Consider the following 15,495-nt stretch of genomic DNA (forward strand, 5'->3'; position numbering starts at 1 on the left):
ATGAAAGCAAATAGTAATATAAAAATTAGAACCCAAGAACTTCGGCAACAAATTGAAAACCTATTAAATGACAAAATGGTTTACAACAATTTTTTTCAAACAATATTTGTGGTAAACGAGACAGAAACCGAAATTATCGTTGATTTTACAGATCAAATTGCCAAACAAGAAGTTATTTCTCGATGAATTGACACTGTAGAAAAAGCGATTTCTAACCTTGAAATTTCTAAGGTTTTAACTTTTAATAATGAAAGCAATTATATAGCAAATCCTAAACAAGTGCATGATTTTACTATAAAAAACAAGTATTGCAGCTTTAAAATAAACAACTTTTTGAATAAATTTACCTTTAAAAACTTTATAAGGTCTAATTATAATTTTCAGATTTTTAGCATTTACGATTCGATTATAAGTGATTCAAAGCTTAATTTTTCGCCGATTTTTATTTCAGGACCCTCAGGAATAGGGAAAACTCATTTTATTAATGCCATCGGAAACTTGTTGGCTGAAAAAGGTAAAAAAGTTTTCTACATTAACGATTATAAGTTTATAAGTTGCATAACCGGTTGGATGCAAAACGGTGAAAGCGATAAAATAAGTGATTTTTTAGAGTGACTGACTCAAGTTGACGTTTTTTTATTTGATGACATTCAAGGTTTAGGACACAAACACCAAACTTCAATAGTTGCTCTTGAAATTTTGAACAAATTTATTGAAAATGATAAAACTGTAATTATAACATCGGATAAATCGCCTTCTTTATTAGGCGGTTTTGAAGAAAGATTTATTACAAGGTTTGGTTCGGGTTTGCATATAAAGTTAAATAAGCCAAAAAAAGAGGACTTTTTGCGGATTTTTACACATAAATTGCGCGAGCAAAATTTGGACAAACACATTTGAACAACTGAAGCGCTCGAATTTCTTTCAAAACACTTCCGAAACTCAATCAGAGAACTTGAGGGCGCTTTAAAGTCAATTGTTTTCTACATTCAGACAAATAGAATTAAATTTCAGAGCGAAATTTATTTTGACAAGCAAAAAATGCTCGAAATTTTTGTAGAAAAACATGAAACTGAACAAATAATTACGCCTGATTTAATAATCCAGAGTGTTTCTAAATATTACGGAGTTGCTGTTAGCGATATAAAAAGTGAAAAAAGAGATAAAAATATAGTTCATGCTCGTGATATTGCTATTTGATTAATTAAGAATATTCTCGACTTAACTCACAATGAGGTCGGGTCATTTTTTAACAACAGAAAACACTCGACAATAATTTTTACACTTAGAAAAATTGATAATTTAAAACAAAGCAATAATAACGAATTAGAGTTAGCCTTAAACCAAATATATAAACATTTAAATTGAAGTTTTAAACATAGAAAATAATAAAAATTAACACTGTTTTTTGGCAAAAAAACGCCATAAATTAAAGATTTTTAGTTTTTTTAGACTTTTAAACAAACTTATTATAATTATTATTAAACCAAACTTAACAAAACTAAACATAACTTAATGTAATTATTTATTTTATAAGGGAGTAAAAATGAAATTTAGAATTAAAAAGAACATAATTGAAAAACAAATCGAAAGAATGCATGTAGCAATTCTTAGTCATAATAATTCTCCACTGAGCTCTTTTTTTATGAAATTAACAAGAGGAGGTTTGTTTATAATATCGACAAATAGCGAACTTTCTTATAAAGTTTTTATTGAGAAAGAAAATTTAATTGAAATAATTGATGTCGGTTTTTGTTTAATTGATGGATTTTTTTTACGTGATGTTATAAAAAAATGTGATTCAGAAATTAATTTTGAATTAAAAGGTAACGAATTAATTGTTTCCTGAGAAGAAGCTTCATTTACAAAAAGTCTTATTAATGCTAGTTTTTTCCCAGAAATTGACTTTGACCAAAAAGGGATAAAATTAATTGTAAATGCAAAAAATTTCAAAAAAGCCGTAAAAAATACAGCTTTTGCAACGACAAACAACCCTTCGCAGCCAGTTTTATCGGCGATAAATCTTAGTTCTGATTCGGGTTATTTATTTTTTTCAGCTACAGACACAACTAGATTTGCCTCTGAAAAAATTGAAATTTTTAACCAAAGTAGAATAAATATTTCTGTTAATGCCAAAAACTTAAAAGATTTTATACCTCCAGAACTTGATTCAGATATTGAATTAAATATTGAACCGACAAAAATTAGCTACATTTACGATAATTTAACTATTCAATCGAGAATTTTGACAATTGACTACAAAGATATTTCAAATATTTTGCCAAAAAAAGACGAAATTTTATATTTCTTTTCTATAAAAAAGCGCGAAATTATCGATCTAATTGATAAAACTACGATAATTTCGCCCGGAAAAGATAATGTAATTAATCTTACAATGTCAAAAACCGAATTAAAAGGTTTTATTTCACGACAAGATTCAGGGCAATCTAATGTTTCTACAAAAAATGTTATTGACTTTAAAATGAATCCAAATTTTGCTAATTCTACCGAGTATGATCCCGAATTTGTCGAAATAAATGTCAATTATCGTTATCTAAAAGACGCAATTTCTGTTTTTGACAACATCATTGAAATTTATATAAATGAAAAAAAGACAAAAATGCTCATAAAATCACCTGAGCGCCCAGAAACTAGCCAACTTATTGGTCTAATTCTTGTATAAATGGCGATTTTCTATTTTAAAAAATCAATAAGAACAGCTAAAATATAGTATAATTTTTTAATTAATTGAATTTAGAAAGTCTAAAATGTCAAAAGAAAAAAATAAAAGTGGTTCAGAGTTTGATGCAATTGTAGTTGGTGGTGGCCACGCCGGAATTGAGTCAGTTTATGCGCTTTTAAAAAAAGGTTTTAAAGTAGCGCTCATAACAATTGATAAAAAAAAATTAGCATCAATGCCGTGTAATCCAGCAATCGGCGGACCCGCTAAAGGAATAATAACTCGAGAAATTGACGCTCTTGGTGGTGTGCAGGCTAAATTTTCTGATGCTGCTATGATTCAAATTAAATATTTAAATGAGTCAAAAGGTCCTGCTGTTTTAGCTATGCGGGCGCAAATTGACAAAGAAAAATATTCTAAAATTATCCTAAAAGATCTAAAACAACAGGATAATTTGACTATTTTTGAAGATTTAGTAACCGAACTTTTGGTTGAAAAAAACCGTATTTTTGGACTAAAAACAAAAAAACGGGCTGTTTTTTTTGCAAAAAGTGTAATTATAACCACCGGAACCTACATGGATTCAAAAGTTCTTCGCGGTTCTTCGTCTATCTCAAGTGGTCCTGATGGTCAAGAAACTTCAAATTTGCTCTCAAATAACTTAAAAAAACTCGGTTTTGAATTACAACGACTTAAAACAGGAACTCCTCCAAGAATCCTTACTTCCACCATTGATTTTTCCAAAGTTGAACGTGAAGTTTTACCGCTTTATAATATAAATTTTTCATTTCAGTCAAAACACAGACTAAAAAAGCAAATTTCCTGTTATTTGACTTACACTAACTCAAAAACACACCAAATAATAAATGAAAATTTAGACAAATCCTCAATGTATTCAGGCTTAATTTCGGGAGTTGGGCCTCGTTATTGCCCTTCGATTGAAGATAAAATTGTCCGTTTTTCAGACAAACCTAGACACCAAATATTTTTTGAACCTGAAACAAAAAAACAAGACATAATGTACATAAATGGCCTTTCAACCTCAATGCCCGAAGAAGTCCAAGACCAAATAATTAAAACAATCCCTGGTCTAGAAAATGCAAAAATCGCAAAATATGGTTATGCAATTGAATATGATGCAATTAATCCGCTTGAATTGAAGAAAAGTTTAGAAACTAAAAAAATAAAAGGGCTTTTTATGGCTGGTCAAATTAACGGGACTAGCGGATATGAAGAGGCTGCAGCCCAAGGTTTGGTTGCTGGAATTAATGCTGGACAATTTATTTTAAAGAAAAAACCAATTGAAATTTTGCGAAATGACGGATATATTGGCGTTTTAATTGATGATTTAGTAACAAAAGGGACAAAAGAACCCTATCGAATGCTAACCTCTAGAGCAGAATATAGACTTATTCTTCGAAATGATAATGCTGATATCAGAATGCTAAAATATGCTTTTGTTTCTGGTATGATTTCAAAAGACTATTACCTAAAAGTTAAAGAAAAATACAAAAAAATTGATAAAAAAATCGAAAAACTTTCGAAAGATTTTTTGTCGCCAAAAGATCCTTTGGCAAAAAAATACGGTATAAAAACTGGAATTTCAAAGTTAAAACTGATTTCTCGACCTGATGTTGATTTTAAAGATATTTTGCCCGATTTTGAATACGGTTATGAATTAATGGTCATTTCTCGTTTAAAAGGTTACATTCAAAAGCAAAATTCTGAGGCCGAAAAAATGATTAGACTTGAAAATTTACTCATTCCGACAGATATAAATTATCAAAAAGTCGCTAATTTATCAACTGAAGCGCTCGATAAATTTTCAAAAGTTAGACCAAAAACTATTGGCCAAGCAAGTAGAATTAGCGGCGTAAATCCGGCGGACATTCAAATGCTTTTATTTCATCTTAATCTTTTAAAAATGCAAAAAGAAGCAAAAACATAATGAGAATTTTAATAATTGCCTTTGGAAGTAATTCTAGAGATTTTTCAGTTTTATATCAAAAAGAAATCAATAAAATTAAGGAATTTAAATACCAAGTTGATTTAATTAACCTTAGTGAAAGTCAAAATGAAAACATAAGTTTAAAAAAAACCATTGAAACAAAGCTAATTTTAGAAAAAATACCTAAAAATTACAGTTGTTTTCTTTTTACAGAGCGTGGTCAAACCATTTCTAGCCCAGAATTTTCACAATTATTAAACTCAGCAAATATTTGCCTCATAATCGGCGGTTCAAGGGGTGTTGATGAGCAGTTGATTCTTGAAAAAGTGCCAAATATTAGATTTTTATCATTTGGTAAAATAACTTTTCCCCATAAAATTTTCAAGCTTGTACTTCTAGAACAAATTTATCGCGGACTTTCTATAAAATATAATCGAAAGTACCACCACGATGATTAAAAAAAGGAAAAAATGAACTCAAAACCATACTTAGAAATCATAAAAAACATCGAAAAACACGACAATATTTTTGTTTTTCACCACATTAGACCTGATGGAGACTGTCTTGGAGCCCAACAAGGTTTTGCAAAAGCAATTAAAAAAAATTTTCCCCAAAAAAATGTTTTTTTAATTGGAAATAATAACAAAGAATTTGATTTTTTAACTTTTCACTTTGATAATATGGATTCAATTGCAAGTGAATTTTTTCAAAATTCACTTGCAATTACAGTCGATACTGCCGATATTAATAGAATTCAAGAATTAGACTTTTTTTTGAATTCTAAATTCAAAACAAGAGTTAAAATTGATCACCACCCTGAAAAAGAGGAAGAAATTTACGATCAAACTTGAATTGACCCAACTTTTTGTGCCGCTTCTGAAATGATTGGTTTTATTTTAAAAGAAGAAAAATGACAAATTGACGAGGAAATTGCCCTTTTTGTTTATTTAGGAATTTTAACAGATTCAGGCCGTTTCGCTTTTCCTTCAACAACAGCAAGAACCTTTGAAATTGTAGCTTTCTTAATGAAAACCAATTTTAATTTCAGCGAATTAAATCGCCTTTTGTCTCAGAGAACTGAAAATGAAGTCGCTTTTCAAGCACATGTTTTAGGAAATTACAACAAAAAAGGCAAAGTTTTATGACATTATGTCTCAAAAACCGAACAGGAAAAATTTAACTTGTCCTCAAGTCAAGTTTCGGCAGTTAATCTTTTATCAAATATAGGTGATGCTTTGATTTGACTGTTTTTGATTGAATATGAAAACCAAATCAGAGTTAGAATTCGTTCAAATGGCCCAGTTATTAATAAAATAGCGGTCGAATATGGCGGGGGCGGTCACCCTTTTGCTGCTGGAATTAATTTAGATAATAACGATAAAATTAATCAAAATATTAGTGAAATACTAGAAAAACTAGAAAAATTAGCCGAAAGTTTTACACGTAATGGATAAAAAAATAGCAACAGAAATTAAAAATCTCATTGAAAATCACGACTCAATCGTCATTTTTCACCACATTAGACCTGACGGAGACTGTCTTGGTGCTCAAAACGGTTTGAAATCACTTATTTTAGAAAATTTTCCAGACAAGCAAGTTTTTGCTATTGGAGATTTTAAGAAATCATTCTCATTTTTAGATTTAAAAGAAGATTTAGTGCCGGAAAAAGAAATTTTGGAAAAATCTTTAGCCATAATTGTTGATGCAAACTTTAAAAATCGAATCGAATTTGCTTATTTGTTTGAGCAAATTCGATTCAAATCAATTTTGAGAATTGATCATCACCCAAATGACGATGATTTGGGCGAAAGTTATCGCTGAGTTGATCCAACTTACATTGCCGCTTGTGAACAAATTGCAGATTTAGCGCATGAATTAAACTGAAAAATATCAAAAAGATCAGCTGAACTCATTTATCTTGGAATTTACACGGATTCAGGGCGCTTTTTATATAAAAATACATCAGCACGAACTCACTTTTTAACAGGGGTTTTATTTGAAACTGGATTTAATTTTTCAAAAATTCATGAAAAATTAAATACCAAAAGATTATCTGACCTTGAATTTGATAGTTACATTTTTGCTAATAAAAAAACTTACAAAAATGTAATTTATTACACTTTATCCATTGAAGAACAGCAAAAACTAGAAAAAAATTCACAAAATTCAGTTAGACCAAATTTATTAGCTAACATCGACGATTACAAAATTTGACTCTGTTTAGTTCAAGAAACTCAAAATTCATGGCGCGTTGAATTTCGATCAGCAGGCCCAAATGTTCAAAAAATCGCCCTAAACTGAGGCGGGGGCGGTCACCTTAATGCGTCAGGAACCATTCTTGAAAACCTTGAAAAATTAGATTTATTAGTTCACGATTGTCAAGCAGAATATGAAGAATGAAAAGCTAATTCTTTGAGTTAAAAAGGAAAAACTAGCACCAAAATACTAAATTTTTCCATTTTTTGGCTAAAAATCATAAAAAAATTAATATTCACAAACACACCACGGAGGTTGTTATGAATGGGATTGATATTAAAAAATTTTTAAATTATCTATTTGCGCTTTATCACGTCGACACCGGAGAAACCGAGCTTTATCGAACTTGAGTTCAAAAAATACTATGATTTACGCATTGAAAATTTTACAGACTTTATAATGAACCGTTTTTTTGCGAAGATTTTGAGTCATACAAATATGGCCCTGTTTCATGAACAGTTTTAAAAACTCAGTTTTTTAGCCTTCAGACACCTAAAAATACCTCTTACAATCTCGAGGATATTTTAGATTATCACAGAAATGATATAGTTGACGAATTCAAGGGCATATTAAAAAACGATTTTTTGGTAGACTTTGGTCATGATTATGGCGAAACTTTCACTGAACAACAAAAAATAGAGGCTCAAGAAAAACGGTGAGATTGTTTTGTCTTTGTTTTTGAGCGGTTGAAAAAAATGCGTCCAAACGAATTAATGAATTTGTCATACAAACAAAAATCATACAAAACCGCTTTGTCAAATCCAACAAGCAAAATTATTCTTAACGAAACAATACTTGAAGACACTGAAATAGATGTATTAAAAAATGATTTTTAATTTTTTTACCTTTTAATAAAAAATTAAAAACCCTTATAATTTATAATATATTTATTAAAAATTATAGGAACCACAAAATGTCTTTTTTTAAAAAAATCAAAGAAAAAATTTTTGGTTCAAAAGAAAAAAAAACCGCTAATTTAGATAAATACGTGGCTGGTTTGTCTAAATCTAGACTTTCTTTTTTGAATCAAATTGTTCAGCTTCAAAAAAAACACATCAAGATTGATGATGATTTTTTTGATGAACTTGAAGAAATACTAATAATGTCAGATATTTCTCCAAATTTTGTAAATACAATAATAAATGCGCTAAAAGATGAAGTTCGTTTTCACAACATTGACAATCCTGAATTAATTACCGAAATTATTATGGATAAAATGTACACAATTTATTCAAACCGGTCAATTGTTAACATAAATTTGAATGTAAAAACCGATAGAATTAATGTTTTTTTAATTTCTGGCGTTAATGGTTCTGGAAAAACAACTTCAATTTCTAAAATAGCCCGTAAATATGTGCTTGAAGGTAAAAAAGTTTTAATTATTGCAGCAGATACTTTCCGTGCGGCCGCTGTCGAGCAACTTGAAATATGAGCTAAAAGAGTCGGCGCGTCAATTGTAAAACCGGCAACTAACGAAAAAGATCCAGGCTCTGTAGTTTTTCGCGGTCTGGATTTTGCAATAAAAGAAAAAATGGATTTGGTCTTGATTGATACGGCTGGAAGATTGCAAAATAACGTCAATTTAATGCAAGAATTAGCAAAAATTAACAAAATAATTTCTCAAAAAGTACCCGGCGGACCACATGAATCACTTTTGGTAATCGATGCAACAACTGGTCAAAACGGGGTCTCTCAGGCAGAAATATTTACAAAAGCAACTCCAATTTCTGGTATAATTTTAACAAAAATGGACGGCACAAGTAAAGGCGGAATCGTGTTTTCGATCAAAGATCAACTTAATATCAGTGTAAAATTAGTTGGTTTGGGCGAAGGAATGGATGACTTACAGCCGTTTGATCTAGATTTATTTATTTTTGCAATCACTAAAGGATTAAAAAATCAATATCAAATCTAAAGATTTGTTAAAATCTTTAGATTTGTGCCCTTGCAAAAACAATAATTAAAATGTTAAAAAATATAAATAAACCTTATGTGAAAAATTCACATAAATAAAATAAAAATTAAAAGGAAATTATGGCTAAAATTAGTTTTTTTGCACTAGGCGGCCAAGATGAAAACGGAAAAAATTGCTATATTTTAGAAATTGATGACGATATTTTCATTATAAATGCAGGCGCTAAAATCCCGCTTGATAGTTCAGTTGGTGTTGATACAATTATTCCAGATTACACTTACATTGAAGAAAACAAGCATAAAATAAAAGGTGTTTTTATAACTGACGCCAAAAATGAATCATTCTCAGGAATTCCGTGGCTAGTTATGAAACTCAAAAACGTAATGATTTATAGCTCTTTTTTTACTAAAGCGCTAATTCTTGACCGAATGAGCAAATATAATATCGAAGATGCTACTTTTGAGATAAAACCAATAATATCTGAGCTAAAAATTAGTGAAAAAATAACTATAATTCCTTTTTCGGTTGCAGGTTCAATGCCTGGTTCAATTGGTTTTTGCTTTCAAACCGAGGATGGATCAATTGTTTTTATGTCCAATTATGTTGTTGGAAATTTAGGCGTTTATGGTGAAACTAATTTTGACTTAATCAAAAAAATTAGCCAAAACCCAAAAGGTGTTTTAATGTTTATCTCTGATTCAGGTAAATCTAATGTGCCTGGAAAAGCAATAAACAAGCTTTTTGCTAGATCTTTTCTTGAAAAAAGTTTCCTGCAAGCCGATAAAAATTCGCGAATTGTTGTTTCAGCTTATGATGAAGAAATGGTCTCAATTCAGGAAATCATTGACCTTTCCTTGAAATTCAACAGACAAATTACGGCTTATGGAAAAAAATATGACAAATTATACGACATGATTTATAAGCTTGACAAACTAACAACAAATAAAATTAAAAGTTTGCCAACCTTTTTTGACTATAAATTTGCAAATAAGCAAAAAAATTCTGTTGTTTTAATAACTTCTAGCCCAGAAAGAATTTGTCACCGATTTAATCGCGTCCTTCAGAATGATGATGCCTATTTTAAGTTAAAAAAGTCAGATTATGTAATTATGTTAACCCCTCCAATTAATGGGATGGAGCAACTTTATGCTAAAGTTTTAGACCAAATTGCTAAATCTGTAACAAATATAGTTGATATTTCTGAATCAGATTTTGGACTAGCACGCCCATATAAAGATGATATTTCTGATATGATCGACCTTCTTAAGCCAAAATATTTTGTTCCAATTCAAGGGCTCTATCGATATTTAGTTGTTGCATCAAATATTGCGGCAAATAATAAAATAAACAGGCAAAACACAATTATTTTACAAAACAAAAGGATAGCTAATTTTATTGACGGAAATTTATTTTCACGTAAAAAACTAACAAAAGGTCAAGATGAAATTTATATTTCTGGTTATGGAATTGGCGATGTTTCTTTTGAAGTGCTAAAAGAGCGCGAATCATTATCTCAAGATGGATTAATAATTGTTTCCTTTTTGTTCAATCCTATTTTAAAAAAGATTGTTTCAAAAGTTGAAATAACTGATCATGGAATCTTAAGTCGTGAAAATCGTGATTCATATCACGAGATAATTCGAAAAATTATTTTTGATAATTTTTCGAATATTAAAAAAACAAATGATAAAATATTAAAAGAATTACAACAAAAAACTCAAAAAAATATCAAAAAAAAGATTTTCCGTATTTTTGATAAAGAACCCAATGTTTCTGTTATAATTCATAACATTTATCCAGAAGAAAAGGAGCTAAAAATGAAAAAAATGCTATGAAAAGACGCCCAGGAAGAAATTAAAACTGGTGTTGTTTACTTAGAATTTGCGGTTGATTGGTGTGGTGATTGCAAAATGCAAGAACCTGTTAATGAAGAAATTTCTGAGTATTTTAAAAACAGAACTGATGTAAAATTAATTCAGGTTAATGCAGAAGAAGCGCAATTATTTAGAAAAAAAGACACTGAATATGAAGTTCTTTTTGTGCCAACTCACTTCGTTTTCAAAGACGGTAAGCCAATTTTTAAAAAATTTGAATATGCTCCAGCAGAATTGCTAATTGAAAAAATTGAAGAAGCCTTAAAAAATTAAGAAACAAAATTTAAATTTTCATACTACTAAAATTAAATATTTTTTAGTTTTTTTGTTATAATTTAACAACAATGTCAAGGTTAGATGCTAAAAAAGAAAAATATTTAAAGCAGATAGTTGAAAATTTTATTAAAACCGGAGAATCAATCGGTTCGCAAGCTTTAAAACAAAATTACAGCATAAAAAAATCCTCTTCACACCTTAGAATGGTAATGAATCAACTTGAAAAAGAAGGTTATTTGGAAAAACCTCACATTTCAAGCGGCAGAATTCCAACATTAAGAGGGTTTCAGTACTATGCTGAATTTTTGTCTTTCGACGAAAACGAAATTTTAGCAAATAAACTAAAAGACTTGTTTGCGCGCCGTCGTGTCAGCATAGAAAATACAATTTCTGAAGCCTTTAAATTGATTTCTGAATCTGTTGGCACCACAATAATTACCACAACAAGCAACGAAAATGACCGTTTAATGTCAATAAACTTGACACAAATATCACAAAATGAAGGAATTGTTGTCGTTGTTAGCTCTAGCGGTAGTGTTGAAAATAAAAAAATCACATTTTCACCTTCCATTTCTTTGCAGGATGTCAAAATCGCAATTCGCCTATTTCAACAAAGACTAATAAATACTCCATTAGCAGAAGTTTCATCAAAATTAATAATTTTAAAACAAGAATTAGAAAAACAAATTAAACATAGTGACGAACTTTTACATCATTTTATACACAAAATTTTTAACTTCCAGATCCAAAATAAATCAGACGTTTATAATAAAAATATGTTAATCTTAGATAGCGAAATTTCTAGAACCAGACTTGTTGATTTGCTTAATTTGATTGAAAAAAAGTCGATTTGAGAAATGCTAGACGAAAAAACTACCACTGAAGATGAAACCTTAAAAATCAGTATAGAATCGCCTGAAACCTCATTTATCTCAAAAAAACTTGAAAAATCATTTGCAATCAAAGAAATTAGCATGATAGGATCAACGAAAAAAATTAATTATTCTGCAGCGCGAACGGGCATAAAACTTTTAGAAGATTTTCTATCAAATAAAAATAATCATAGAAAGGAATAATAATGATTTTTGAGAATTCTGAAGATAAAAAAACTAATCTAAACAACAATGAAAAACAAGAATCTGAAAACATTTCTAGTGAGTCAGTCGAAAATAACCTTGAAAATTCAGCCCAAAAAATAGAAAACGAAACAGAAAACAATGAAAAAAACGGCAAAAAATCACGTCGTTTTTTAAAAAAGGAATCTAAATTAAAAGACCTTGAAAATCAAATCCAATCATTAACTACAAAAAATATTAGTCTTGAAATTGAGTCTTTAAAATTAAAAGACAAAATAAAAAAAATTGAGGATGACTTTAAATCTCAAGTCAAAATTTTCGAGGAAAAAGCGGCTCAAAAAGTTAAAGATATTAAATCTGAACTTCAAACTAAATTTGAAAGCGACCAAAATCACATAAAAAAATATAGTTTACAACCTTTTTTTGAAGAGTTTATTTCACCATTTTTAAACCTTAAAAAAGCAATTTCATATGGTTTAAACGCAGAAAATCCCGAAACTTCTTCATATGTAAAAGGATTTGAGATGCTTGTTGGTCAAATTGAAAATGTTATGGAAAATTTTGGAATAACAAAAATAGAACCTGAAATAGGTGGTTTTTTTGATTCTTCAATCCATGAAGTTTATGAAGTTTCTGATGGAGAAAAAGATAAAATTTCTAACATAATCTCAATTGGATATAAACTTCATGATCGGGTTGTAAAAACAGCGCTTGTAGTTGTTGGAAACACAAATGAACAAAAAAATTAGTAATCAAATATCCGAATTTTTTATCAAAAATAATTTAATTTTTGATAAAACCAAAATAATAGTTGAAAAATCGAAAAATTTTGGTGACTTTAGCACAAATGTAGCTTTAATTTTTTCAAAACAAAACAAATTAAAACCTTTGGAACTTGCAGAAAAAATTAAAAGCTGATTAAGCCAGCAAGAATTAGGTCTTGAAAAAATTGAGATAGCCTCACCTGGGTTTTTGAATTTTTTTGTTTCCAAAACAGAATATTCAAAAATTGTTAAGAAAATAATCGATCAAAATGAAAATTTTGGTCGAAGTTTTTTGTCAAAAAAAATAAATGTGGAATTTGTTTCCGCTAACCCAACGGGATTTTTGCACCTTGGTCACCTCAGAAGTGCTGTTATTGGCGATATTTTGTCAAATATTCTTGAATTTTCAGGTAATTCTGTTCTTCGTGAGTATTATGTAAACGATTTTGGGTCTCAAATTGACAAACTAGTTGCTTCAGTTTTTGCCCGTTATCAACAAATTTTTAAAAACATTCCTCTTCCAGAAGAAGCTTATCTTGGTGAAGAAATTATTTTAATGGCCAAAAATTTTTTTGAAGAATATGGTAATAAATTTGAATCATCAAGTCTTGAAAACCCTGAAATTTACAGCATTTTTCGTCAAAAAGCTCTTAATTTTTTTCTTAGTGAAATAAAAAAAGATTTATCAAATTTATCTATTAAATTTGATAAATTCACATCTGAAAGTGATTTGTTTTTATCCGGAAATGTTCAAAAAACCCTTGAAAATATAGGTTTTACCTATAAAAAAGACAACGCGTTGTGGCTAAAAACATCAGATTTCGGCGATCAAAAAGATCGCGTTTTAATAAAAAACGGCGGAAATTATACTTATTTTTCAAGCGATATTGCCTATCATTTACACAAAATTAATTCAGAATTTAAGCCCGAAATTTTAATAAATATTTGAGGAGCAGACCATATTGGCTATGTTGACCGTGTGCATGCGGCCCTAAAAATTGCTAATCAGGAAAATAAATTGCAAATTTTGCTATATCAACTTGTAAAATTAGTAAAAAACGGCAAAGAATTTAAAATGTCCAAAAGAAAAGGGCGAACTTTTACAATCAAAGACCTTCTTCAAGTTGCAAATCCTAACGCAATTCGTTATTTTATCGCTGAACGGGGGTATAATTCGCTTGTAGAATTTGATGTAGACTTAGCAAGTAGCATAGATTCACAGAATCCGTTGTTTTTAATCCAATACGCCCATGCTCGTGCGGTTAATTTGCTGGCTAAATCTGATTTAAATGTCGAAAATTTGAGTACATTTAAATTAGAAAACGAAACTAATTTAATTTCAAAATTAAACCAATTTGAGGAAATTGTTTTAAAAATAGCAAAAAATTATAAAATTAATTTACTACCAAAATATTTACTAGAACTAGCTAACCTCTTTAATTCTTTTTATTCTAACACAAAAATATTGAATAATTCAGACACAAATAATCTTTTATGTTTAACAAAAGCTGTCTCAATTGTTTTAAAAAATGGATTAAAATTACTTGGAATAAAGGCAAAAGAAAGGATTTAAAAGATGAAAACTATAATTTCAATAGCAATAAATTTTCTAAAAAACCGAGAATCTGCCCATTTTAGCGACATTTTTCTTGAAGTTCAGATTGCCCTGATGTCAAAATGAGAAAATCAATTACCTAATTTATCTACAGATAAAATTTTAACTTTAAAAAGAGGCGAGCTCTATAAACTACTGACAATTGATGGTAGTTTTGTTGCTTTGGGTAATAATTACTGAGCACTTAGAAGTGATATTTTAATTTAATTTTTTTAAAGGTGTAAAATGAATCTACAAAATACAAAAGCAATGTTGGAAAAAGCTCGTAAAAACAAATACGCAATTCCGCATATTAACATAAATAATCTTGAGTGAACAAAAGCCGCACTTCTTGGTGCCCAGGCTAAAAAATCTCCTTTAATAATCGCTACCTCAGAAGGTGCGCTAAAATATATGGGAGGTTTAAAAACTGTTTATAATTTAGTGACAAATTTAATTGAATTTTTAGAAATAAGCGTTCCTGTTGCGCTTCATTTGGATCATGGAAGTTTTGAAACTTGCAAAAAAGCTCTTGAAACAGGATTTACTTCAGTTATGTATGATGGTTCAAGAGAAGAATTTTCAAAAAATTTAGAACTAACAAGAGAAATTGTTGAGCTTGCAAATTCAAAAAATGCAACAGTTGAAGCTGAAGTTGGCCAAATTGGTGGCGAAGAAGACGGAATTATCGGAAATGGCGAAATCGCTGATGTTGATCAAGCATATGAAATTTCTAAAACTGGAATTACCTGCCTAGCTGCCGGAATTGGTAACATTCATGGTGTTTATCCGTCTAGTTGAAAATCTTTGGATTTTGATGTTTTAGACAAAATTTCTAAAAAAACTCAACTTCCACTGGTTTTGCATGGTGGCAGCGGTCTTCCAAAAGATCAAATTCAAAAAGCAATCAAATTAGGAATTGCAAAAATTAATGTAAACACCGAACTTCAACAAGCAAATGCGGCTGCTGTCACAGATTTTGTTGTTTCTGGAAAAATTAAAGAAGGCAAAAATTTTGATCCTCGAAAATTATTAGCCCCAGGAACAAAAGCGATCCAAGAACTTGTTGAGGCTAAAATTGTCGAATTTGGTTCAGAAAATCAAGCATAATT

General features: G+C 29.6%; 14 protein-coding genes. All 14 read left to right on the forward strand.

Translation table 4 applies throughout. The features are described 5' to 3' along the window. The 14 genes from dnaA (at position 1) to fba (ending at position 15,493) form a co-directional block, all read left to right on the forward strand. Positions 1–1,389, forward strand: coding sequence for a chromosomal replication initiator protein DnaA (gene dnaA / locus U3G01_RS00005; protein ID WP_255031066.1), 1,389 nt, complete (start codon positions 1–3; stop codon positions 1,387–1,389). Between the two features lie 157 nt (positions 1,390–1,546). After that, positions 1,547–2,683 (forward strand): DNA polymerase III subunit beta, encoded by a 1,137-nt coding sequence (locus U3G01_RS00010; protein ID WP_255031065.1) that lies wholly within the window; start codon positions 1,547–1,549, stop codon positions 2,681–2,683. Between the two features lie 85 nt (positions 2,684–2,768). After that, positions 2,769–4,628, forward strand: coding sequence for a tRNA uridine-5-carboxymethylaminomethyl(34) synthesis enzyme MnmG (gene mnmG / locus U3G01_RS00015; RefSeq protein ID WP_255031064.1), 1,860 nt, complete (start codon positions 2,769–2,771; stop codon positions 4,626–4,628). After that, complete coding sequence (locus U3G01_RS00020; protein ID WP_255031063.1) at positions 4,628–5,086, forward strand: 23S rRNA (pseudouridine(1915)-N(3))-methyltransferase RlmH; 459 nt, start codon at positions 4,628–4,630, stop codon at positions 5,084–5,086. The genes mnmG and U3G01_RS00020 overlap by 1 nt, the downstream gene beginning before the upstream one ends. 12 nt (positions 5,087–5,098) lie before the next feature. Beyond that, positions 5,099–6,082, forward strand: a complete 984-nt coding sequence (locus tag U3G01_RS00025) for a DHH family phosphoesterase (RefSeq protein WP_255031062.1) — start codon at positions 5,099–5,101, stop codon at positions 6,080–6,082. Next, positions 6,075–7,049 (forward strand): DHH family phosphoesterase, encoded by a 975-nt coding sequence (locus U3G01_RS00030; protein WP_255031061.1) that lies wholly within the window; start codon positions 6,075–6,077, stop codon positions 7,047–7,049. The genes U3G01_RS00025 and U3G01_RS00030 overlap by 8 nt, the downstream gene beginning before the upstream one ends. A gap of 95 nt (positions 7,050–7,144) precedes the next feature. After that, positions 7,145–7,720 carry a Panacea domain-containing protein gene (locus U3G01_RS00035; protein ID WP_326564841.1) on the forward strand — a complete coding sequence of 192 codons (576 nt, stop codon included), beginning with the start codon at positions 7,145–7,147 and terminating at the stop codon, positions 7,718–7,720. Between the two features lie 77 nt (positions 7,721–7,797). After that, entirely contained in the window at positions 7,798–8,799 is a 1,002-nt protein-coding gene (gene ftsY / locus U3G01_RS00040; protein WP_069099828.1) for a signal recognition particle-docking protein FtsY, read from the forward strand. A 119-nt stretch (positions 8,800–8,918) separates the two neighbouring features. Continuing rightward, complete coding sequence (locus U3G01_RS00045) at positions 8,919–10,946, forward strand: thioredoxin domain-containing protein (RefSeq protein WP_255031059.1); 2,028 nt, start codon at positions 8,919–8,921, stop codon at positions 10,944–10,946. Between the two features lie 71 nt (positions 10,947–11,017). Then, positions 11,018–12,025, forward strand: a complete 1,008-nt coding sequence (locus U3G01_RS00050; RefSeq protein WP_255031058.1) for a heat-inducible transcriptional repressor HrcA — start codon at positions 11,018–11,020, stop codon at positions 12,023–12,025. 2 nt (positions 12,026–12,027) lie between these two features. Next, positions 12,028–12,774: a nucleotide exchange factor GrpE gene (grpE, locus tag U3G01_RS00055; RefSeq protein WP_255031056.1), complete on the forward strand. Its 747-nt coding sequence runs from the start codon at positions 12,028–12,030 to the stop codon at positions 12,772–12,774. Then, positions 12,758–14,362, forward strand: a complete 1,605-nt coding sequence (gene argS / locus U3G01_RS00060) for an arginine--tRNA ligase (protein WP_255031054.1) — start codon at positions 12,758–12,760, stop codon at positions 14,360–14,362. The genes grpE and argS overlap by 17 nt, the downstream gene beginning before the upstream one ends. 3 nt (positions 14,363–14,365) lie before the next feature. After that, positions 14,366–14,611, forward strand: a complete 246-nt coding sequence (gene rpoE / locus U3G01_RS00065; protein ID WP_010321015.1) for a DNA-directed RNA polymerase subunit delta — start codon at positions 14,366–14,368, stop codon at positions 14,609–14,611. 18 nt (positions 14,612–14,629) lie between these two features. Then, a complete protein-coding gene (gene fba, locus U3G01_RS00070; RefSeq protein WP_255031052.1) occupies positions 14,630–15,493 on the forward strand; it encodes a class II fructose-1,6-bisphosphate aldolase in 864 nt (287 codons plus the stop codon). Positions 15,494–15,495 lie beyond the last annotated feature (2 nt).

This window comes from Mesomycoplasma ovipneumoniae (genome assembly GCF_035918255.1).
Classification (GTDB): Bacteria; Bacillota_I; Bacilli_A; order Mycoplasmatales; family Metamycoplasmataceae; genus Mesomycoplasma; species Mesomycoplasma ovipneumoniae_A.